General features: G+C 66.5%; 15 protein-coding genes. 6 read left to right on the forward strand and 9 right to left on the reverse strand.

Annotated elements, in window-relative coordinates; genetic code table 11:
- The first annotated feature begins 183 nt into the window (after positions 1-183).
- Entirely contained in the window at positions 184-1,260 is a 1,077-nt protein-coding gene (locus ACVIHF_RS21445; protein WP_456792468.1) for a lysylphosphatidylglycerol synthase transmembrane domain-containing protein, read from the forward strand.
- Positions 1,261-1,365: 105 nt separating this feature from the next.
- On the forward strand, positions 1,366-3,333 hold the full coding sequence (locus ACVIHF_RS21450; protein ID WP_375166471.1) for a hypothetical protein: 1,968 nt from the start codon (positions 1,366-1,368) through the stop codon (positions 3,331-3,333).
- Positions 3,334-3,499: 166 nt separating this feature from the next.
- Here the strand turns inward: ACVIHF_RS21450 and ACVIHF_RS21455 are convergent, their stop codons facing one another.
- Together ACVIHF_RS21455 and ACVIHF_RS21460 are read right to left on the reverse strand one after the other, a co-directional pair.
- Positions 3,500-4,066, reverse strand: a complete 567-nt coding sequence (locus ACVIHF_RS21455) for a DUF2147 domain-containing protein (protein WP_456792469.1) — start codon at positions 4,064-4,066, stop codon at positions 3,500-3,502.
- A 127-nt stretch (positions 4,067-4,193) separates the two neighbouring features.
- Positions 4,194-5,222, reverse strand: a complete 1,029-nt coding sequence (locus ACVIHF_RS21460; RefSeq protein ID WP_168855018.1) for an NAD(P)/FAD-dependent oxidoreductase — start codon at positions 5,220-5,222, stop codon at positions 4,194-4,196.
- A 164-nt stretch (positions 5,223-5,386) separates the two neighbouring features.
- Between ACVIHF_RS21460 and ACVIHF_RS21465 the strand changes: the two genes are divergently transcribed.
- Positions 5,387-5,848 (forward strand): acyl-CoA thioesterase, encoded by a 462-nt coding sequence (locus ACVIHF_RS21465; RefSeq protein WP_092085034.1) that lies wholly within the window; start codon positions 5,387-5,389, stop codon positions 5,846-5,848.
- Positions 5,849-5,854: 6 nt separating this feature from the next.
- Here the strand turns inward: ACVIHF_RS21465 and ACVIHF_RS21470 are convergent, their stop codons facing one another.
- Both ACVIHF_RS21470 and ACVIHF_RS21475 read right to left on the reverse strand, forming a co-directional pair.
- Positions 5,855-6,175, reverse strand: a complete 321-nt coding sequence (locus ACVIHF_RS21470) for a 2Fe-2S iron-sulfur cluster-binding protein (RefSeq protein ID WP_016841525.1) — start codon at positions 6,173-6,175, stop codon at positions 5,855-5,857.
- A gap of 154 nt (positions 6,176-6,329) precedes the next feature.
- The gene (locus ACVIHF_RS21475; RefSeq protein ID WP_076825720.1) at positions 6,330-6,707 is read right to left on the reverse strand and encodes an Hpt domain-containing protein; all 378 of its coding nucleotides are present in this window, start codon (positions 6,705-6,707) and stop codon (positions 6,330-6,332) included.
- Between the two features lie 382 nt (positions 6,708-7,089).
- Here ACVIHF_RS21475 and ACVIHF_RS21480 point away from each other — a divergent pair, with 382 nt between their 5' ends.
- Positions 7,090-13,110 carry an apolipoprotein A-IV repeat region-like domain-containing protein gene (locus ACVIHF_RS21480; protein ID WP_456792470.1) on the forward strand — a complete coding sequence of 2,007 codons (6,021 nt, stop codon included), beginning with the start codon at positions 7,090-7,092 and terminating at the stop codon, positions 13,108-13,110.
- Between the two features lie 289 nt (positions 13,111-13,399).
- Here the strand turns inward: ACVIHF_RS21480 and ACVIHF_RS21485 are convergent, their stop codons facing one another.
- The 3 genes from ACVIHF_RS21485 to ACVIHF_RS21495 all read right to left on the reverse strand — a co-directional run bounded on the left by ACVIHF_RS21485 (position 13,400) and on the right by ACVIHF_RS21495 (position 16,298).
- Positions 13,400-14,272: an MlaD family protein gene (locus tag ACVIHF_RS21485; protein ID WP_456792471.1), complete on the reverse strand. Its 873-nt coding sequence runs from the start codon at positions 14,270-14,272 to the stop codon at positions 13,400-13,402.
- A gap of 119 nt (positions 14,273-14,391) precedes the next feature.
- Positions 14,392-15,162 (reverse strand): ABC transporter ATP-binding protein, encoded by a 771-nt coding sequence (locus ACVIHF_RS21490; protein WP_028338275.1) that lies wholly within the window; start codon positions 15,160-15,162, stop codon positions 14,392-14,394.
- A 2-nt stretch (positions 15,163-15,164) separates the two neighbouring features.
- Positions 15,165-16,298 (reverse strand): MlaE family ABC transporter permease, encoded by a 1,134-nt coding sequence (locus ACVIHF_RS21495; protein ID WP_253607843.1) that lies wholly within the window; start codon positions 16,296-16,298, stop codon positions 15,165-15,167.
- A gap of 141 nt (positions 16,299-16,439) precedes the next feature.
- Between ACVIHF_RS21495 and dgcA the strand changes: the two genes are divergently transcribed.
- On the forward strand, positions 16,440-17,441 hold the full coding sequence (gene dgcA / locus ACVIHF_RS21500) for an N-acetyl-D-Glu racemase DgcA (protein ID WP_456792472.1): 1,002 nt from the start codon (positions 16,440-16,442) through the stop codon (positions 17,439-17,441).
- Here the strand turns inward: dgcA and ACVIHF_RS21505 are convergent.
- Positions 17,438-18,610 carry an MFS transporter gene (locus ACVIHF_RS21505; RefSeq protein WP_456792473.1) on the reverse strand — a complete coding sequence of 391 codons (1,173 nt, stop codon included), beginning with the start codon at positions 18,608-18,610 and terminating at the stop codon, positions 17,438-17,440. The two genes, dgcA and ACVIHF_RS21505, sit on opposite strands and share 4 nt — an antisense overlap.
- A gap of 75 nt (positions 18,611-18,685) precedes the next feature.
- Between ACVIHF_RS21505 and ACVIHF_RS21510 the strand changes: the two genes are divergently transcribed.
- A complete protein-coding gene (locus tag ACVIHF_RS21510; protein ID WP_456792474.1) occupies positions 18,686-19,981 on the forward strand; it encodes a hypothetical protein in 1,296 nt (431 codons plus the stop codon).
- A 139-nt stretch (positions 19,982-20,120) separates the two neighbouring features.
- On the opposite strand, the gene ACVIHF_RS21515 is transcribed toward ACVIHF_RS21510, so the two are convergent.
- Positions 20,121-21,110 carry a threonine/serine dehydratase gene (locus ACVIHF_RS21515; protein ID WP_456792475.1) on the reverse strand — a complete coding sequence of 330 codons (990 nt, stop codon included), beginning with the start codon at positions 21,108-21,110 and terminating at the stop codon, positions 20,121-20,123.
- Positions 21,111-21,143: the final 33 nt, after the last annotated feature.

Here is a 21,143-nt window from a genome sequence, read left to right on the forward strand (position 1 = left end):
GAGCGAGAACATATGTAGCCAATATGACAATGACGCTGGACGAGGGCCGAAGGTTGGCTTGTCAAGGGCTGCACAACGCATCGGTTTTGCCTTATGGGTCATCGCGTACGGTGCGTTTGCCCGTCACCCGTCGCCGTCCGTGATCGGGTCCCACTGAAATTTGCCGCCCCGCCGGGAGGATGAATGCTTCGGCTGCTGACCACGCTCGGGCGTGGTTTCAAGGAAAAGATCGGCTGGAAACGGCTCGGGATCGCCGCGAGTGTGTTGATCATCGCGTTCGCGATCACGTCGCTCGTTCACACCCTGAAGGGCGTCGATACCGGCATCATTCTCACCGCGCTCACCAACATCGCGCCGCATCGGATCGCGCTGGCGGCGCTCTGTGTGGTCGGGGCGTTCTGCACGCTGACCTTCTACGACTTCTTCGCGCTGCGCACGATCGGCAAGATCCATGTCCCCTACCGCATCGCAGCGCTGTCGAGCTTCACGAGCTACACGATCGGCCACAATATCGGCGCCACGGTGTTTACCGGCGGCGCGATCCGCTTCCGGATCTATTCCGATTATGGCCTCTCCGCGATCGACGTCGCCAAGATCTGCTTTCTGTCGGGCCTGACCTTCTGGCTCGGCAATTTGTTCGTGCTCGGCTTCGGCATGGCCTGGCACCCGGCGGCGGCGTCGGCGATGGACCTGCTGCCGCCGGCGATGAACCGGCTGATCGCGCTCGGCTGCCTTGCCGGCATCGGCGCCTATTTCGTCTGGCTCCTGACCGGCGAGACGCGCCGCGAGCTCGGCCAGAACGGCTGGAAGGTGGTGCTGCCCTCGGCCAAGCTGACGCTGTTGCAGATCCTGATCGGCGTGGTCGATCTCGGTTTCTGCGCGCTCGCAATGTACCTGCTGATGCCGACCGAGCCGCATATCGACTTCGTCTCGCTGGCGGTCGTGTTCATCCTGGCGACGCTGCTCGGCTTCGCCAGCCACGCCCCCGGCTCGATCGGCGTGTTCGACGCCGCAATGCTGGTGGCGCTGCCGGAGTTCAGCAAGGAACAATTGCTGGCGACGCTGGTCGTGTTCCGCATCCTCTACTTCCTGATCCCGTTCGGGATTTCGATCTCGATCATGGGCATGCGCGAGCTCTGGCTCAACGTGGTGCAGCCCTGGCAAGAGCGGAAACGACTAAGCCAAGCCTGCACGGCTTCGGCGACCGTGCGGCAACCGATCGAAAGCCGGCAGCAGCGGGTCAGGCAGCTGAAACGGTAACGGACAACGTTATCGGCCCTCGTGCGGGCCCCCCTCGATCCCGGATTTTCGATCCTCGCGGCCGCTTCTCTTATTTTCGCCGTACCGCTCGCGTCAAACCGCGCCATGATTGGCTTTTTGGTTCGATTTTCGTTTCGGGTGACGGTCTGCAGCGTGCTGCTCGGCAGCGCGCTGGCCGCGGTCTTCGCATCGGCCGCGGACGCGCAGGACAACCAGCTGCAGATCTCATGGGAGGTCCGCAACCGCTTCCGCCTGTTCCGCGAGGAACGCGACTTCCGCCTGCATGTCGAAAGCGGGCTTGGCCGCACCGTGCTGGCCTCGGAACAGACGCTGGAACTGCAAAGCGATGGCCGCGGCTGGGCGCGCAACACCGTGAACCGGCTCTGCATCGACCTGCAGGGCCGCGTCAGCGAGCCCTGCACGCGCGACAACGTCAAGGAAAGCTATCTGACGCCGATCGATCATCCGATCGTCGTGCGGCTCACCGGCCCGGTTCCGGTCGGCGCGACCTGTGCCTGGTCGTTCGACGACGGCGACGGGCCGCAATCCTCGACATTCGATTGCGCCGAGCCGATCAACCTGCGCGTCCGCTACGGCCGCACCACGGTCGCGACCGTCGACGTCGCAAGCGGCTCGGACGCCAACCAGCGTGTGGCGACGCAGATCGAGGTGCGCGACCTGCTGATCGCGGGCCTCGGCGACAGCATCGCATCCGGCGAGGGCAATCCCGACCGCGCGATTGCGCTCTCCGACGAGGGCTTCTGCTTCCGCTCCTATCTCGGCGGGGCGCAATATTACCGGCCGAGCCGCGCCGGCTACAAAGGCGGCCGCGCCTGCGAAGCACCGGACACCCTGACCAACTGGCAACGCCAGAGCGCGCTGTGGCTCAACTCGGCCTGTCACCGGTCGCTGTACAGCTACCAGACCCGCACGGCGCTCGCGCTCGCCGTGCAATATCCGCACATCGCGGTGACCTATCTGCCGCTGGCCTGCACCGGCGCCAGCATCGCCGACGGCCTGCTCGGCTCGCAGCAGGCGCGGGAATGCCTGCCGACGAAGACAGCCAACACCTGCTCGGGCACCGTCAACGGCCAGATCGCGGAGCTGCGCACGGCACTCGCCGCCGCCAAGCGCCGTCAGCCCGACCGCACCCTCGACCTCGTGCTGCTCTCGATCGGCGCCAACGACATCTACTTCTCCGGCCTCGTCGCCAACGTGATCGTCGACACGCCGACCGAGCGCACGCTGTTCAGCCGCGGCGGCTCGATGGCCAGCGTCGACGATGCCCGTTCGGCGCTGGCGCGCGACCTGCCGGCCGATTTTGCCAAGCTGCGCGATGCGCTGAAGCCGCTGGTCGGCGGCGATCTCTCGCACGTGATCTACACGGCCTATGCCAATCCGGCGCTGGCCAATGGCGGCGCGCCCTGCCCCGGCGGCCGCGCCGGCTTCGAGATCCATCCCTCGTTCAACGCGGATCCCAACCGCCTCGCGTCGGTGTCGAGCTTCGTCCAGAACGAGTTCCTGCCGCAACTCAAGGCGATCGCGCAGTGCCAGTCCGGCATCATCTGCCGCAATCCGCAGGCCGATCGCATGACCTTCGTCGATGCGCATCAGGACGCGTTTGCGAGCCATGGCTTCTGCGCACGCGCCTCGACCGATCCGGAATTCGACCGCGACTGCTTCGCCGCCAACGGCGACAGCTTCGTCTCGGACATCGTCGCCGCGGCCAACCAGCCGCTGAAATGCGGCCGCAGCGCCGGCGAATACCGCGCCTATCTGCCGCGCGCGCGCTGGATCCGCGACGCCAATGACAGCTACTTCACGGCGATGACCTACCCGCAGGGCCTGCCGTCCTCGATGCAGCCAAGCGACATCCACGACGCGACATGGGGCATCCTGTCGGCGGTGTATGGCGGCGCGGTGCATCCGAGCGCCGAAGGCCATGCCGCGATGGCCGATGCCGCGGTCCCCGCGGCCGCCACCGTGCTGCAGCTGAACACCGCGGTGCCCGAGGTGATTACCGAGCCGGTCGCGCCACTGCCGATGCCGATTGCACCGACGGGACAGCGCTGAACGCTCACGTTGCCACGCAAGAGCGGAGCGTGAGCGTGCGCAGATCGGAGCGTTAGAGAGAAGTGCTAAAGCATGATCCGGAAAAGTGCGAAGCGGTTTTCCGAAAAGATCATGCTCAAACAAAGAACTAAAGCGCGATGACGATTCAACCTAATCTCATCGCGCCTTAGTGCCGCTTCGTCGCGGGCACTGGCGCCGCCGGCTTCGCCACCGCGGCTTGCGCCGGCAGATATTTGGCGACGATCGCGGGATCGAGCTGGGCCACCGCGGTGTCAGGCAGCCGGGTCCAGACCTCATCCTTGCCGAACAGCGAGATGCCGAGAAAGCCGCGCATCGTCAGCGTCTGACCATCGGCGCTCAACGTCATCTTGGCCTTGTAGACCTTGCCGTTGCGCGGATCGAGCACGTTGCCGCCTTCATAGGCGAGCCCGTTGCGCTTCATGTCGCGGATGAGGGGAATGCCGAGCCACGGCATGTCCTTGCGATCGTCGGTGCATTTCGAGCAGACCGGATTGGGCGGGTCGCCGGGCGATGAGAACATCTTTGCGATCATGCCTTCGAACAGGCCATTGCGCTCGATCACCAGGAACCAGCCCTCGGGCTTGCCGTCTTCGACCTTTTGCCACAGGCCAGCCGCCGACGGGTCGGCCGCCGACGCCGCAAGCGGAGCAGCTAGCGCAAAGGCCGTGGCGATCGAGAGGATCAGCCGAAGTCTGGATAGCGTGTTCCGCATCATCATCACCTGATCAATCGACCAACTCGACTACAAGCAGACTACGGCCATTTCACGGAGTGTTCCAGTACTCGCGCCGCGCAGGAAATGGCCCATGCCCCTGGCACTGGTCTCCGCTCGAGTGAAATCAGTTCACCCCGAGCTTCTTCTGCAGACTCGATGACGAGGTTGTGTACTGGAACACCAGCCGCTTGTCCGGATACACGTAGCGGTGCGCCTTCTGCGCCATCAGCGCACCCTCGTGGAAGCCGGAGAGAATGAGCTTGAGCTTGCCCGGATAGGTGTTGATGTCGCCGATCGCGAAGATGCCTGACACGTTGGTCTCGAACGCCGCGGTGTCGACTGGCACCAGATTGTTCTCCAGCGCCACGCCCCAGTTCGCGACCGGGCCGAGCTTCATGGTGAGTCCGAAGAACGGCAGCATCGTATCGCAGGCGATCGTCGAGACCGCATTGTCGTTGCCCTTGAGCGCCGCGCCCGAGAGCTGGCCGTTGGCGCCTTCGAGCCCCGTGACCTGGCCGATCTTCAGATCCATCCTGCCGTCGGCAACGAGCGCACGCATCTGCTCGACGCTGTGCGGCGCCGCGCGGAAATCGTCGCGCCGGTGCAGCAGCGTGATGCGCTTGGCGATCGGATGCAGATTGAGCGTCCAGTCGAGCGCGGAGTCGCCGCCGCCGACGATCAGGATGTTCTTGTCTCGGAATTGCTCCATCTTGCGCACGGCATAAAACACCGACGTGCCTTCATAGGCCTCGATGCCCGGCACCGGCGGGCGCTTCGGCTGGAACGAGCCGCCGCCGGCCGAGATCACGACGACCTTGCACTCGAACTCCTTGCCGGCATCGGTCTTCACCCGGAACAGGGGATCGCCGATCTTCTCGATGCTCTCCACCATCTCGTTGAGATGGAAGGTCGGGCCGAACGGCTTGATCTGCTCCAGCAGCTGTTCGGTGAGGCCCTGACCGGTGACGAAGGGAATTCCGGGAATGTCGTAGATCGGCTTCTCCGGATAGAGCTCGGCGCATTGCCCGCCGATCTTGTCGAGGATGTCGACCAGATGCACCTTCATGTCGAGCAGGCCCAGTTCGAACACGGCGAACAGTCCGCAGGGGCCCGCGCCAATAATCAGCACATCGGTCTTGATCGCTTCGCTCATGTCCGCTTCTTTTCAGTTGAAATCGACTGGACGGCTTTTTCGCCTGTCCAGCCAAGTGGGCCGGATCGCGACATGCATAATAGGGACAGCGGCTGGCGCGGCAACCCCTTGCCGAGCCTGCGCAACTCGGCTGTATGGGCGGGAAACCGACGGAGATCCCCCTCGTGAATGCCCCTGTCCGTGCTGACGATGCGCCGCGCCTGGAAGACTTTCCCTATCGCCTGTCCGACAATGTGCGCTTTGCCGATCTTGACCCCAACGGGCACGTCAACAACGCCGTCTATGCGAGCTATTTTGAAACCGGCCGCGTCACGCTGGTGAAGGATCGCAGCATGGGGCTGATGCCGGCGGGGCTCGGCTGGATCATGGTGCGCCTCGACATCCATTTCCGTGCCGAGTTGCACTGGCCGGGTCAGATCGAGCTCGGGCTCGGTCTCGTCAAGTTTGGACGCACGTCGACCACCTTCGACCAGGTGGTGTTTTCGGAAGGCAGATGCGTGGCGTCGGCGAAGGCGGTCACGGTGATGATCGATGAGGCCACGCGCAGGCCGGCGCCGCTGCCGGCGGAGGTCAAGCAGAACTTCCGCCGCTGGGTCCGTCGCGGAGTGAATCCGGACGGCGAATAAGGGATCCTAGGCCTGCCGCTCCGGCGTCGACACGACCAGTCCGTCGAGATCGTCGGTCACCTTGATCTGGCAGGACAGCCGCGAATTCGGACGCACGTCGAAGCCGAAATCCAGCATGTCCTCTTCCATCGGTGACGGCGCGCCGACCTTCTCGCGCCAGGCTTCATCGACATAGACATGGCAGGTCGCACAGGCGCAGGCGCCGCCGCATTCGGCTTCAATGCCGGGAATGGCGTTGCGGATCGCGCCTTCCATCACCGTCGCGCCGTTCTCGATGTCAACTGTGCGTTTCTCGCCGGAATGGTCGATAAAGTGGATTTTGGCCATGATTGCTCGTGCTGCCGGAATGCGCCGGACGATGGATGGAAAGGTCCCGGGCAGTCGTATAACGGGTCGGTCCGCACAGCGCTAGCGCGGAGACCGAAAACCTGCCCGCCGGTTGGGATGCCGCCCAAGCTGTGGCGGCGGACCGCCGAGACGCCTAGGAGCGGCCCAGGATCAGCTCGATCGCCGTGCGCGCCTCGGCAATCGCGGCGCCGAGCGCGGCAAGCGGCTGGGCCGCATCGGAACCGCCGCTCAGCGCGGTCTCCAGCTGGGCAGCAGCCTCGGCGACGCCGAAGGCGCCGATCGCCCGCGCCGATCCTTTCAGGGTATGGGCATGGGTCGCCGCCTCGGGCGGCAAGGCGGCCAGTTCACCGAGGATCCGGGCCGACTGGGTCGAGAACATGGCCAGCACTTCCCGCTCGAGGCCCGGATCACCCAGCGTCATGCGCTGAAGATGATCGACGTCGATCGGCCCGGCGCCGGGCGCCAGCGGCGGCGATTGCGTCCATTCGACCCGTTCGAGGTGAAGCGGCATGGCCTGTCCCTGTCGTCTCCGCCGGGCCCTCGCCGGCGGATCGTTGGCCCAGCCAATCACGAAACTGGTTAACGGATTGTTGTTGGGATGATCGGCAAAACCGCCCGATTCTGGACAATTTCCGGACACAATCGGTGCTCTAGAGCGGGAATTTCGAGTGCCCATAAGGCCTTATGGCGCAAAGCTGTTAACGATGATTAAGAAAGTATTAATCGCAAGCATTTCATTCGCATCGCTCTCCCAATAGGATGTTTGCGGATGTAGCGGACAAGCCGCCGAGGGGGCCGGCTTGCGCTCCGCTTGTGGGCACCGGCTTCGAGCTTGCGTGGGGACGATCGCAGGCTCGCCGACGCGTAAAATAGTGAGAGGGCTCAGACTGAACATGGCGAACACTCCCAAGAAGGTCAAAGATCCCACCGAAGTCGCGCTTTCTGCCATCCAGGAAGCCCTCAACATCAGCGAACAGGGCGCGGAGAATCGCAGCCCCCTCAACGAAGGCGCCGCGCCGCCGAACCTGCCGCCCGCTGCCGATTTTTCAGCCACATCGTTCGAGTCGCGTCCGAGTAATTCCGATCGTTCGGCGTTCGAGCCGATCGAAGAACCGCGCGCGCCGCGCCGCGCCGCCAATGATGATCGCGAAACCATCGGCCAGATGCTGCAGACGCTGCAGGGAGGACGCGCGCGCAACGCCTTCACGCTGTTCTTTGTCTGCTCCGGCGCCTGGCTGCTGGGCGGCGTCATCCTCACCATCGCGTTCTGGCCGGCCCTGCAGGCCTCGATGGCCCAGGGCACCGGCGTCCTGGTGCTCGCCGGCCTTGCCGCGCTGTTCGCCGTGCCGATCCTGCTGTTCTACTATCTCGCAAGCCTCGCCGCGCACGGTCAGCGCATGCAGATGATCGCGCAATCGATGGCGCAGGTCGCGATGCGATTCTCCGAGCCGGAAAACGCCGCCGCCGATTCCATGGTGACGGTCGGCCAGGCGATCCGCCGCGAAGTCGCGGCGATGGGCGACGGCGTCGAGCGCGCGATCGCGCGCGCCGGCGAACTCGAGACCCTCGTCGCCAACGAGGTCGCGGCGCTGGAACGCGCCTATTCCGACAACGAGGTGCGCATCCGCGCGCTGCTGCAGGACATCGCCCACCAGCGCGACAACCTGGTCGGCCAGGCCGAGCAGGTGCGCAGCGCGATCTCCGGCGTGCAGATCGACCTGCGCCACGACATCGCGCTGATCTCGGACGCGATCGCCTCGCGCGTCGACGAGGTCGCCAAGAGCATCACCGGCGCGCTGGAAGAGCGCGGCCAGCACATCACCACCGCGCTGAGCCATGCCGGCGACAACATGATCCTCGCGCTCGGCGAGCGCGGCGGCGACCTGCTCGACCGCCTCGAGGAGGCCAGCGCCGAGACCACGCGCGCGGTGATGGACGCCTCCGAGCGGCTGACCACCAGCCTCAACTTCAAGACCGGCCATGTCCATGACGAGTTCGTCGATCTGGCCGATCGCGTCCACGAGTTGCTGAACGAGCGCATCGACCGCATCACCGGCGAGTTCGAGCAGCGTTCGTCTGTCATCGTCGACGGCATCTCCGACCGCACCGAAGAGGTCCACGACTCCCTGAAGAACTCCGCGGACTCGCTGCTGCTCGAGCTCGAGCTGCGCAGCAACGACCTTGTCAGCAAGATCGACGATGCCGGCAACCGCCTCGCCGGCCAGATCATGACGTCCGGCGACAAGGCAAGCGAGGCGCTCGACGTCACTGTCAATTCGCTGGTCGCCAAGGTGGTGGGCCAGACCGAGACCGCGCACGACTCGCTGTCGCTGCAGATGAGCGCGTTCGACGACCTGGTGAAGAACCACGGCAGCGAGCTCGCCGAGAAATTCGCCCGCGACTCCGGCACGCTCGGCGCGCTGATCACCCGCCACATCTCGGAATTCGACCGCACGGTGAAGACCTTCGGCGGCGACATCGTCGAACGCATGGGCCAGCGGACCCAGGACATTGCCGACAGCCTGAAGACCTATGTCGACACTTTCGACCATCGTGTCACCACCAACAGCGGCGAGATCACCGCCTCGCTCGACCAGCGCCTGCTGCAGTTCGAGACCACGCTCGGCAGCCGCGTCACCAATCTCGATGCCTCGCTGACCGACAAGCTGTCGTCGTTCGACAGTTCGCTCGCCAGCAAGATCGGCTCGTTCGACGGCCGTCTGCAATCGCTCGATGACGCGATCGACGGCCGCATGAAGTCCCTCGAAGTCACCTTCGAGAGCCGCGCCAAGTCGGTCACCGAGACCATCGACGGCCATCTCGGCACGCTCGCGACCCAGCTGACCGACGGCGCCTCCCAGGCGATCCAGTCGATCGACTCGCGGCTTGGCCTGCTCACCACCACCCTGACCGAAGGCACCGTGCAGGCGATCGCCGCGGTCGACTATCGCATCAACGGCGTCACCGAGACCATCGACGGCCACAGCATCCGCCTGGTCGACACCCTCAACGGCCACAGCACCCGCCTCGCCGACACCATCAATGGTCACAGCGCGAACCTGACCGACACCATTTCGGCGCGGTTCGCCGACATCCAGCAGGGCATCGAGAGCCGCGTCGGCGTCATCGCCGGCGACATCGATACCCGCGTCGCGCAGTTCGAGGACCTGCTGGGCTCGCGCGTCGAGGCCGTCGCCGGCCGCATCGAGAGCAGCGGCCGCCAGGCGAGCGAGGACCTGATGTCCCGCGCCGAGCTGTTGTCGTCGAGCATCAAGTCCCATGTCGAGGACGCCGAGCGTTCGCTGACCAACCTCGTGGTCAACACCAGCGAAACCATCCAGACCGGCGCGCGCACCGCGCAGCAGGCGCTGCTCACCGTATCCGCGGACGTCGGCAACCAGCTCAAGCTGAGCTCGGCCGAGGTCGAGAGCGTGCTGACCGCCGTCGGCACCAGCGCCGCCAACTCGATCCTCACCAGTGCCCGCGATGCCCAGGTGTCGCTGGTCTCGGCCTCCGGCGACGTCGCCTCGCAGATCAAGGCGCTGTCCGAGGATGTCGAGCGCACGCTGCAGGCGGCCGGCAGCGCCACCGCAGCCTCCGTGCTGTCCGGCGCCCGCGACGCGCAGACCACGCTGGTCAGCGCCTCGGTCGAGGCTGCAAGCCAGGTCAAGTCGCTGGCCACCGATGTCGAGCAGTCGCTGTCGATGGCCGGCTCTGCCGCCGCCGCCGAGGCGATCATGACCGGCGCGCGCGAGGCCCAGACCACGCTGATCTCGACGTCGACCGACGTCACCGGCCAGGTCAAGTCGCTCGCCAGCGACGTCGAGCGCTCGCTCTCGATGGCCGGCACCGCGACCGCGGAAGCCGTCGTCGCCTCCGCTCGCGAGGCCCAGAGCACGCTTGCCGGTGCATCCACCGAAGCCGCCAACCTGGTCCGCACGCTCGCGGCCGACGTGCAGCACTCGCTCTCGACCGCCGGCACCGCCACCGCCGAGGCAATCATGACCGGCGCCCGCGAGGCCCAGACCACGCTGATCTCGACGTCGACCGACGTCACCGGCCAGGTCAAGTCGCTCGCCAGCGACGTCGAGCGCTCGCTCTCGATGGCCGGCACCGCGACCGCGGAAGCCGTCGTCGCTTCCGCCCGCGAGGCCCAGAGCACGCTCGCCGGCGCATCCACCGACGCGACCAACCTGGTCCGAACACTGTCGGCCGACATCGAGCGCTCGCTGTCGATGGCAGGCTCCGCCACCGCGGAAGCCGTCGTCGCCTCCGCCCGCGAGGCCCAGAGCACGCTGGCCGGCGCATCCACCGAGGCCACCGATCTGGTCCGCTCGCTGGCGGCCGATATGGAGCGTTCGCTGTCGATGGCCGGCTCCGCCACCGCGGAATCGATCACGTCAGGCGCGCGTGAGGCCCAGAGCACCCTGGTCAACGCGTCGACCGAGGCTGCGACCAAGGTGTCGGCGCTTGCCGCCGACATCCAGCGTGCACTGTCGATGGCCGGCTCCGGCACCGTCGAGATGCTGACGGCCGGCGCCCGCGAGGCGCAGAACACCCTCGTCACCGCGTCGACGGAAGCAGCCAACCACGTCAAGTCGCTGGCCGTCGATGTCGAGCGCACCCTGACCTCGGTCGGCACCAACACCGCGCAGGCGATCCTCGGCAGCGCCCGCGATGCCCAGAGCTCGTTCGTGGCGACCTCCAGCGAGGCCGCAAGCCAGATCCGCGAGATCTCCGCCGAGATCGAGCGGTCGCTGACCACGGCCAGCGCGGAGACCGCGCAGACCATCCTCGGCAGCGCCCGCGAGGCCCAGAGCTCGTTTGCGGCGACCTCCGCCGATGCCGCCGCCCAGATCCGCACGCTCTCGACCGATATCGAGCGCGCGCTGGGTGCGGTCACGGTCAAGACCACCGACAACATCCAGACCTCGGCGCAGAACGCGCAGGCCGCGCTGATCACCATGTCCAACGAGGTCTCGACCAAGGTCAAGACGACCTCCGCCGACATCGAACGTTCGGTGCTGTCGGCCTCCAGCGCCTTCGGCTCGGCGATGACCGGCAAGACCGACGAGATCGTCACCTATGTGCAGCAGCAGACCGAGCGTCTGTCGCAGATGGTCGACGGCCGCCGCGGCTCGCTGGTCGAGGCGCTGACCGCCAAGACCACGCAGCTGTCGAGCGACATGGATCGCGCCACCGCGGATGCGCTGAAGGCGATCGAAACCCGCGGGCTCGCCTTCTCGCAGTCGATGTCGGCCCACGGCAGCGATGTCGCGCGCAACATCACCTCGGCCGGCGATCAGGCGACCGGCGCGGTGGCGAAGTCGCTCAAGGAGCTCGAGCAGGCTTCGCGCGCGGCGATCGACCAGTCGCGCCAGGTCTCGATCTCGGCCGTCACGGAGATGCAGGAGACCAGCAAGATCCTGCGCACCGATACGGTCGCGCTGTTCGAGCGGCTGCGCGAAGGCAACATCCTCTTGCAGGAAGTGTTGACCGGCGCCCACGACAACCTCAACTCGCTGGAGCGCGCGCTGGTGACCCGCGTGGCCGACTTTGTGTCCGCCATGAACGACGTCACCTCGCGCAACGGCGTGGCAACCCAGACGCTGGAAGACCAGCTCACGGTGTTCAACAGCAAGACCGGCAAGGCGCTGGAAGATCTCGGCGAGCTGTCGAGCCAGTTCGAGACCCATGGCAAGGCGCTGATCGATGCGGCTGCCGTGGTCGAGCAGGCCAACCGCTCGACGACGGCCTCCGTCAGCGAGCGCAAGTCGGCGCTGGAAGCGCTGGTCACGACCATCGACCTGCGCACCACCGATCTCGACCAGCGGCTGTCGCGCTTCACCGGGCTGCTCGATGAATCGCTCGGAGCGGCCGAGGAACGCGCCCGCGACATCGCCCGTGTGGTGGCGGAGACCGCAGGCGCCGGTTCGGCTGCGATCAGCAGGCAGTTCGAGGCGGTGCGCCAGGCGGCCGAGAACGAGCGTCAGCAGACCGTCGACGCCATGAACGACCTCTACCAGCAGAGCAACGCCGAGACCGATGCGATGTTCAAGGAATCGACGGAGAAGTTCTCCGCGATGGTCACGGCGATGAAGCAGATGGCGAGCGAGATGCAGAGCGAGCTCGAGGCCACCCGCAACGAGCTGCGCCGCGGCGTGCTCGAGATGCCGCAGGAGGCCGCCGAGAACACCGCGCAGATGCGCAAGGTGATCGTCGACCAGATCGAGGCGCTGGCCGAGCTGAACCGCATCGTCGCTCATCACGGCCGCGGACTCGACGTGGTCTCGACCAACCGCGCCAGCGTTCGCCACGAGGAGCCGGTGGTGGCTGCCGCCGGCGGCCGCGGCGACGTGCGCATGCGGGACAACGGCAACAGCGCCTCGACGCTGCCGCCGCCGGATCTCGGCATGACGAGCTCGCGCCGCACCGAGGCCCCGCCGGTCAGCCCGGCAGGCTCCAACAACAACGGCGACGGCTGGCTGTCCGACCTGCTCAACCGCAGCGACGCACCGCCGCCCGCCCCGCAGAGCCGCGACGCCCAGCAGCGCCCGCGTCCGCAGCAACAGCCGGTCAATCCGCTGGAGTCGCTGTCGCTCGACATCGGCCGGCTGATGGACCGCACGCTTGCGGCCGAGATGTGGGATCGCTACCAGCGCGGCGAGAACAAGGCGTTCTCCAAGCGCCTCTACACGCCGGCCGGCCAGAAGGCCTTCGATGAGGTGGCCCGCAAGTATCGCGCCGACCGCGGCTTCAAGCAGACGGTCGACCGCTATATCGCGGAGTTCGAGCGCCTGCTCGACGAAGTCGCCCGCGACGGCCGCGGCCAGCAGGAGCTGAGCAGCCACCTCACCTCGGAGACCGGGCTGGTCTACACCCTGCTCGCGCATGCCGCGGGACGGCTGGGGTAAGCTGGCGAAGTAAGCGAGTAGCGAATAGCAATTGGAAACGGAGGCCGAAGGGCCTCCGTTTTTGTTTGGGGCGACGCCGCAGAGTCTCGCTGTGGCACCGGCGTGCCAGTAACTAACCGCTGTCATTGCGAGGAGCGCAAGCGACGAAGCAATCCATCGCGCCGAGCATGCGGAACGATGGATTGCTTCGCGGAGCCTGTCATCGGGCGCGCGTTCGCGCGACCCGTTGGCTCGCAATGACGGATGCGGCCGACGGCGAACCCTACTCGCTATTCGCCACTCACCATTCTCACGTCATTGCCGCCGCCGCGGGCCCCGGTGCGGCCGGAGCCGGCGCGGGCTCGGGTGCGGCATTGTTGCTGCCGCCGAAGATCACCCGGCTCGGGTTGCGGTCGAAATTGTTCACCGCGCGGCTGATGTCGGACAGCGTCCGGCGACCGTCGTTGATCAGGAGATTGGAGCGCTTGTCGAGGTCCTCGGCGAGTTCGCGGATCGACTTCACCATCAGGTTCAGCTCGCTGCCATTGTTGCCGCCCGCGATCGCATTGAGGCCCAGCATCAGGCTGTCGGCCTTGCCCATCACGCCGTCGACCTTGAGCATGACGTTGTCGATCTTCTCGGAATTGCGCGCTAAGGCCTGGGTGAAGACCTCGAGATTCTTCAGCGAATTCTTCACCGACTGCTGATTGTCGGCGACGATGCGGTTGACGTTTTGCAGGGTGGCGCGGATCGCCTCGGTGACGTCCTGCAGCGCATTCGGGTCGGCGGTCAGAACCGGGATGCCGTCCTCGTCCAGCGGCACCGGCGGGGCTGCCTCCTCGCCGCCCTTGAGCGAAATCGCGGCGACGCCGGTGAGGCCCTGGAACTCGAGACCGACCAGGGTGTCCTTGCGGAGCGGTGCGTTGTTCTCGATCATCGCCAGCGCAACCACGCGTCGCGGGTTGTCGAGCTTCACCGAGACCACTTCCCCTATCCGAATACCATTGAAATTGACGTTGCCGCCGTTGCGCAGGCCTGACGCTGGCCCTTCGAAGATCACCCGCAGGGGGCTGCGCTGCTTGGTCGTGTGCAGGCTCTGGAACCACAGCACGAAACCGAACGCGGCGGCGATCACCGCCAGCGTGAAAGCCCCGATCAAGACGTAGTTCGCCCGCGTTTCCATCAATTGCTCGCGTTAATCACTCTCGGGCCCTCGCGCAGCCGGCTGCGCTCGAGCCCATCGAATTCCCTGTTGGCGCATGATCTCGTCCGAAAGTCGGCATCAGGTTTCGGGATCATGGGCTAGGCCACAACGGCACGGGCGCGCTTGCCGTTGAAATATTGCTGCAGCCATGGATGCTGCGACGCCTTCATGTCGGCGATCGATCCTGCAGCAATGATCTTACCGTTCCCTAAAACGGCGATACGGTCGCACGCGGTGTAAAGACTGTCGAGATCGTGGGTTACCATGAAAACGGTCAGCCCCAAAGTGCGTTGCAGGGTGCGCACCAGCTCGTCAAACTCGCCGGCGCCGATCGGATCGAGACCCGAGGTCGGCTCGTCGAGAAACACCAGCTCGGGATCGAGCGCGAGTGCCCGCGCCAGCGCGACGCGCTTGATCATGCCGCCCGACAATTCCGACGGATAACGATCGGCGACTTCCGGCTTCAGCCCGACCATCACGAGTTTCGCCACCATGATCTCGTCGAGCAGCCGCTGCGAGACGCGCAGATACTCGCGCGCCGGAAACTGGATGTTCTGGCGCACCGTGAGCGAGGAGAACAGCGCGCCCTGCTGGAACAGGATGCCCCAGCGGCGCTCGACGGCGCGGCGCTGCGAGGTGCTCGCGGCGTCGAGATCGACGCCGAACACCTCGATGCGGCCGGCGACTTTCGGCACGAGCCCGATGATGGTGCGCGTCAGCACCGACTTGCCGGCGCCCGAGGGCCCGACGAAGCCGAGGATCTCGCCGCGCCTGACGTCGAGGTTGAGGCCGTCGAGCACGCGCGTGTTGCCGAATTGAACCGTAATGTCACGGACCCGGATGATGGCGTCGTTGTCCTCTTCCGCCATGATCACATCCCGATCGAGGCGAAGAAGATCGCGAACACGCCGTCCATCACGATCACGAAAAAGATCCCTTTCACCACCGATGCGGTGGTGTGCTGTCCGAGCGACTCCGCCGAACCCTGCACCGCCAGGCCTTCGACGCAGGCGACGATACCGATCACCGCCGCCATGACCGGCGCCTTGACCATGCCGACGATGAAATGGTCGATCGATATGGCATCACGAAGGCGGAGCAGGAAGGCTTCCGGATCGACGCCGCCATAGAGCCAGGCCACCAGGCCGCCGCCATAGAGCGCGGCCATCGCGCCAAGAAAGGCCAGGATCGGCAGCGCCAGCACCAGCGCCAGCATGCGCGGCAGGATCAGAACCTCGATCGGATCGAAGCCCATGGTGCGCAGCGCGTCGATCTCCTCGCGCATCTTCATCGAGCCGAGCTCGGCGGTATAGGCCGAGCCTGAACGGCCCGCGACCATGATCGCGACCAGCAGCACGCCGATCTCGCGCAGCACCAAGACGCCCAGCATGTCGACGACGAAGATGTCGGCGCCGAACCTGCGGAAATGGAAGATGCCCTGCTGCGAGATGATGCAGCCGATCAGGAAGGTGATCAGCACCACGATCGGCACCGCGCGCCAGCACACCTGCTCGAGGTGATGCACCGTCGAGGTCAGGCGGAAGCTGCGCGGATGGATCAGCACCTTCCCGGCGGCCGCCAGCACCGCGCCGAGCATGTCGACGAGGCCGATGATGGTGCTGCCGATCCCGGCCACGGTGCGCCCGATCTGCTCGAGCATGCCTGAGATCGACAGCCGGTCGCTGACGACCCCGGGCGCGGGGCCGACGCGGCGGACCTCGTCGACCAGGCTGGAATAATTGGCCGACAGGCCCGCGATCTCGGCTTCGGCGGTGGCGTCGCTCAGGCTGCGGCGCAGCCGCTCGATCAGCCAGGCGCCGAACGTGTCGAGGCTCGCGACCTGCGACACGTCGATGAAGATGTGCGGCCGGCTGCCGCGCAGCTTCTCCGCGTCGGAGACGATCCGCTCAAGCGCAGGAGCAAAGCGGGCCGTCCAGTTGCCTGCCGCGCACAACGCCAGTCCTTCGCCTTGGGCTATCCGCTCCAGTGTCGGGTCGCCGCTCACCTCTAACCCACCCCTCAAGCCGGCTGGCTGCCGCTAACGCTGATCTCCGGCGCTGCCGGATCGGCTTGTCGAATCTGTCGCTAAACAGCCATAGTTGGTTGCGCGTCGCAAGCTACGGTTCAGGAAATAGTAGACTTTAAAATGACTTCCACCCCTCCCGGAGCGATTTCCCTGAGCAGTCGGATCGAGCGCTGGCCGATCGCGGGGACTTTCACGATCAGCCGCGGCACCAAGACCGAGGCTGTCGTCGTGGTGGCCGAGGTGAGCCAGGGCGGCCTCACCGGCCGCGGCGAATGCGTACCCTACCCGCGCTATGGCGAAACGCCCGAGGCGACACTGCAGGCGATCCAGGCCCTACAGGCGCCACTCACCAATGGCATGGACCGGATCGCCTTGCAGGCCGGGATGGCTGCCGGCGCCGCCCGCAATGCGCTGGATTGCGCGCTGGCGGACCTTGAGGCCAAACGCGCCGGCAAACGGATCTGGAACCTGCTCGGCCGGCCCGCGCCGGAGCCGCGGACCACCGCCTATACGATCTCGCTCGGGACATCAGAGGCGATGGCGGAGGCCACCGCGAAGGCCGCGCATCGTCAGTTGCTCAAGATCAAGCTTGGCGGCGATGGCGACGGCGCACGGATCGCCGCCGTGCGCAAGGCGGCGCCTAGATCCGAGCTGATCGTCGACGCCAACGAAGCCTGGACCGAGGACAACCTCGCCGCCAATCTCGCGGCCTGCGCCGATGCCGGCGTCACCCTGATCGAGCAGCCGCTGCCGGCGGGCAAGGACGAGGCGCTGGCGCGGATCAGGCGGCCGGTTGCGGTCTGCGCCGACGAGAGCGTGCATGACCGCGCCTCGCTCGCCGGCCTGCGCGGCCGCTATGACGCCGTCAACATCAAGCTCGACAAGACCGGCGGATTGACCGAAGCGCTGGCGATGGCGGATGCCGCCCGCGCGCTCGGCTTCGAGATCATGATCGGCTGCATGGTCGCGACCTCGCTCGCGATGGCGCCGGCGATGCTGATCGCGCAAGCCGCGCGCTTCGTCGATCTCGACGGCCCGCTGCTGCTGGCGAAGGACCGCGATCACGGCCTGCGCTACGAGGGCAGCCTGGTCTATCCGCCCGACGCCGCGCTCTGGGGCTAATCGGTAAGACGCTTACGCGCCAGCCACATCACGAGCCCGCCCGTGGCCGCCATCGCGGCCATCATGTCGTAGACGCCGAGCCCGAAGCGCGCATAGACCATGCCGCTGACGATCGCCGTGGTGCTCGCGACAATGCCGCCGCAGGCGGTGAGATAGCCTTGCGCGCGCGCCATCACGTGAACCGGCACGTGATGCACCATCAGTCCCATGATGCCGACCTGCGTCAGACCGAAGCTCAACCCGTGTCCGAGCTGCACAACTGCAAGCACCGCAAGCGGCGGGTCCTGCGCGGTGATCGCCCAGCGCGCCGCGGCACTGGACGCCGCGATAATCACCAGCACAGCCGACGGCAGCGTGAAGCGCGGCGAGGCCGCAAACAGTACGATCTCGGCGATCACGCCGAGCACCCAGAGACAAGCGATCGTCAGGCCGCTGAAGCCGGCCTGCTGCCAGGCAATCGATGCGAAGATGTAATAGGCGCCGTGGCTGCCCTGGATCAGCGCCGAGGATACGATGATGGCGAGGAAGGTGGGATTGCGCAGCAGTTTTGGCGCGCCGGCCGCAGGTGTGGCGGCTGCCGCTGGGCGGCCCAGCGGCCGCAGCGTCAGCCCGACCAGCGCGCCGAGCGCCGTCACGGCCGTGATGATCCAGATCAGGTCGACCTCGGCGACATAGCGGAGCAGGAAGCCGCTCAGCAGCGCGCAGACCGCGAAGGCGGCCGAGCCCCAGAGCCGCAGCGGTCCGTAGCTGAGGCCGAATTGCCTGACGCCGCGCAGCGCATAGGCGTCGGTGAGCGGCACCATCGGAGTCCAGACGCAGCAGGTCAGCGCATAGATCGCCAGCAGCACGAACGGCTGGTGCTGGGTGCCGATCACGGCAAAGCCGAACGCCGTGGCGAATCCGGTGGCGATGATCGCCCCGCGCAGCATCTGACGCCGCTCCGCCGCCGCGGTGACCAGCGGCAGCACGGTGAAGCGCGTCACCGGCGGCACCGCGGTGATGATGCCGATCCAGGTGGCGTCGATGCCGACCGCCTTCAGCCACACCGTGAAAAACGGCAGATGAACCCCGGTCATGCCGAACAGCGTGGCATAGAATGCCGCTAGGCTGCGCGCGAATCGCCGCGATGCAATCCTTGCTGCAATGGGGATTTGTGATTCGGAAGACATCAATTCAATTGCGATTCGCGCGATATCGTGGTGATCGTTAGCGTAACGCGCAGTGATTTGCGCGGAGAGATTGTGATGGCCGAAGAAGCATTCGCCCTGTCGCCGATATCCGCCCGCGCGGCCCTGCCGAGCGAGGAGGACTATGCCGCGATCAGCGCGGCCTTCATGGAGACCTCGCGGGGCCGCTGGTTCCTCGGCGAATACGCCAAGCGCAACCGCAATGCCGATACCCGCATGGTGCTCGATGCCGTGGCGCGGATCGAGGAAAGCCTCAGCGCGCAGCGGCAAGCCGCCGCCGCGGCGATCAGGGACGAGCAACTGGCGCAGGCGCTGGCCGCCCTGCGCGGCGCAATCGAAGCCGCCCAGGCCTCCGCCATCGCCGCGCTCGACGGCATCAGCTTCGAGCAAAGCCTCGCACCGGTGCGCAAGGGCGTGCGGGTGATCAGGGAGATCTCCTGGCGGCTGCGCGAGATCGGCAATGACGGCCGGATCTGCGACATCATCGATTCGCAGGTCAGCGCGATCGAGGCCGGCGCCGCCGAGGTCTCGATGAACGACGCCAAGGCTGTGCTGGATGCCGCCTTCGCGGCGCTGGCGCGCCGGCTCAGCGAGTTCGATCCGGACAAGGCGGCGACGCCTGCGGCCGAGCCTGGCGTGGCCGAGGCGCCGGCAGCGGCCCCCACGCCGCCACCGGTGGCCGAAAGTGCAGCTCCCGATATGGCCGCTACGCGGCCAGCGCCGCCTCGGGAGGCCGCTGCGGCGCCGATCGTCGAAGCCGCGATTCCCGCCGCCGTGCCCGGCACTGAGGCCGCTACGGCCGTGATGCCGCAGCCGAGCGAAGCCTGGATCAAAGCTGAAGCCGCGCTGGCCGAAGCCGAAGCCGCGGAACTCGCCCGCGTCACCGACGAAGCGACGGCCGACGCCCATGACGAGGCGGTGCTCGACCTGATCGCGATGGAGATGGGTGCGCCCGATCCGATCGACGAGGAGGCTATCGCCGAGGAAATGCGTGCCGCCGAGGAGATGCGCGTCGCCGAAGCGATGGACGTCGCTGAGGCGATGGCGGCCGAGCCCGAAATGGTTGCGCCGGCCATTCAGCCCGAGCCTGCACCGGCGCCGAAGGTCGAGGTCAGGGCAGAAGTCAAGATCGAGCCGCCGCCGGTGGCTGTGGCGCCGATTGCCGAAACTCTGGTGATGCCGCCGCCTCTCCGGCCCGCCGTTGAGCCTGCCCCTGCTCCCGCAGCAGAGATCTCACTCGGTTCGACCATCATCGCCAGCGGCCTGCTGAAAAGGCCAAGCGTCGCGGCCAACGATCCACTCGCGCCGATCCGCCGCATGAGCCAGGCTGAGAAGATCGCGTTCTTCTCGTAACCTCGACTGTTCATATCCTGTCATTGCCGGGCTTGACCCGCGCACGACGACTGGCGCGCAAAGCATTCATGTCCCATGGACCTGCGCACGCACGTGAACCAGCTCATGTACCGCGGCAGCATCTGTGCCTAACCCGGTGTCAGGCAACCAGTTTCGCGAACAGGTCGGCGTCGACATTGCCGCCCGACAGCACGATCACGACGTTCTTGCCCTTGGTATCGATCCGCCCGGCAAGCAGCGCCGCGAGCCCGACCGCGCCGCCGGGCTCCACCACGAGCTTGAGCTCGCGGTAGGCGAAGGCGACGGCGGCGCCGACCTCGTCGTCGGAGGCGCTGACGCCATTTGCGAGCAGCTTGCTGTTGATGGCGAAGGTCAGTTCGCCCGGCATCATCGCCATCAGCGCATCGCAGATGGTGCGCGGCGCAACCGCATGCGCCTCGCGATGGCCGACCTTGAGCGAAAGGGCATGATCGTCATAGCCCGCGGGCTCGGCGACGATCACCTGGGCCTGCGGATATTTCGCCTTCACCGCGGTCGCAACGCCCGCGATCAATCCGCCACCCGAAGCCGGCGCGACCACGATGTCGGGCGTCAGTCCGAGCGCAGCCATGTCCTCGGCGATCTCGCGGCCGGCGGTGCCCTGGCCCGCGATCACGAAGGGATCGTCGTAGGGGCGCACCAAGGTCGCGCCGCGCTTGCCGGCAATGCCGTTGGCGATCGCCTCGCGGTCGTCGCGATCGCGGTCGTAGAGCACGACTTCGGCGCCATAGGATTTGGTGCGCTCGCGCTTGGTGATCGGCGAGTCCGCAGGCATCACGATGGTCGCCTGCATGTTGAGGATCTTGGCCGCCGCGGCGACGCCCTGGGCGTGGTTGCCCGAGGAGAACGCGACGACGCCGCCGCTCCGCTTGTCCTGCGGGATCGAGGCGAGCTTGTTGAAAGCGCCGCGAAACTTGAACGATCCGGTCCGCTGCAGCATTTCGGGCTTGAGGAAAACCTGGCTGCCGACGCGTTCGTTGAGAACGGGGAAGGTCAGGAGCGGCGTGCGCACCGCGAACGGCGCGACCACCCTTGCGGCGGCATCGATGTCCGCGGCAGCGACGGGTGGATTGAGAACGGTGTCCGTCATTCGCGATTTGTATCGCGGCGGGGCGCAGCCCGG

This window comes from Bradyrhizobium sp. USDA 4506 (assembly GCF_054058795.1).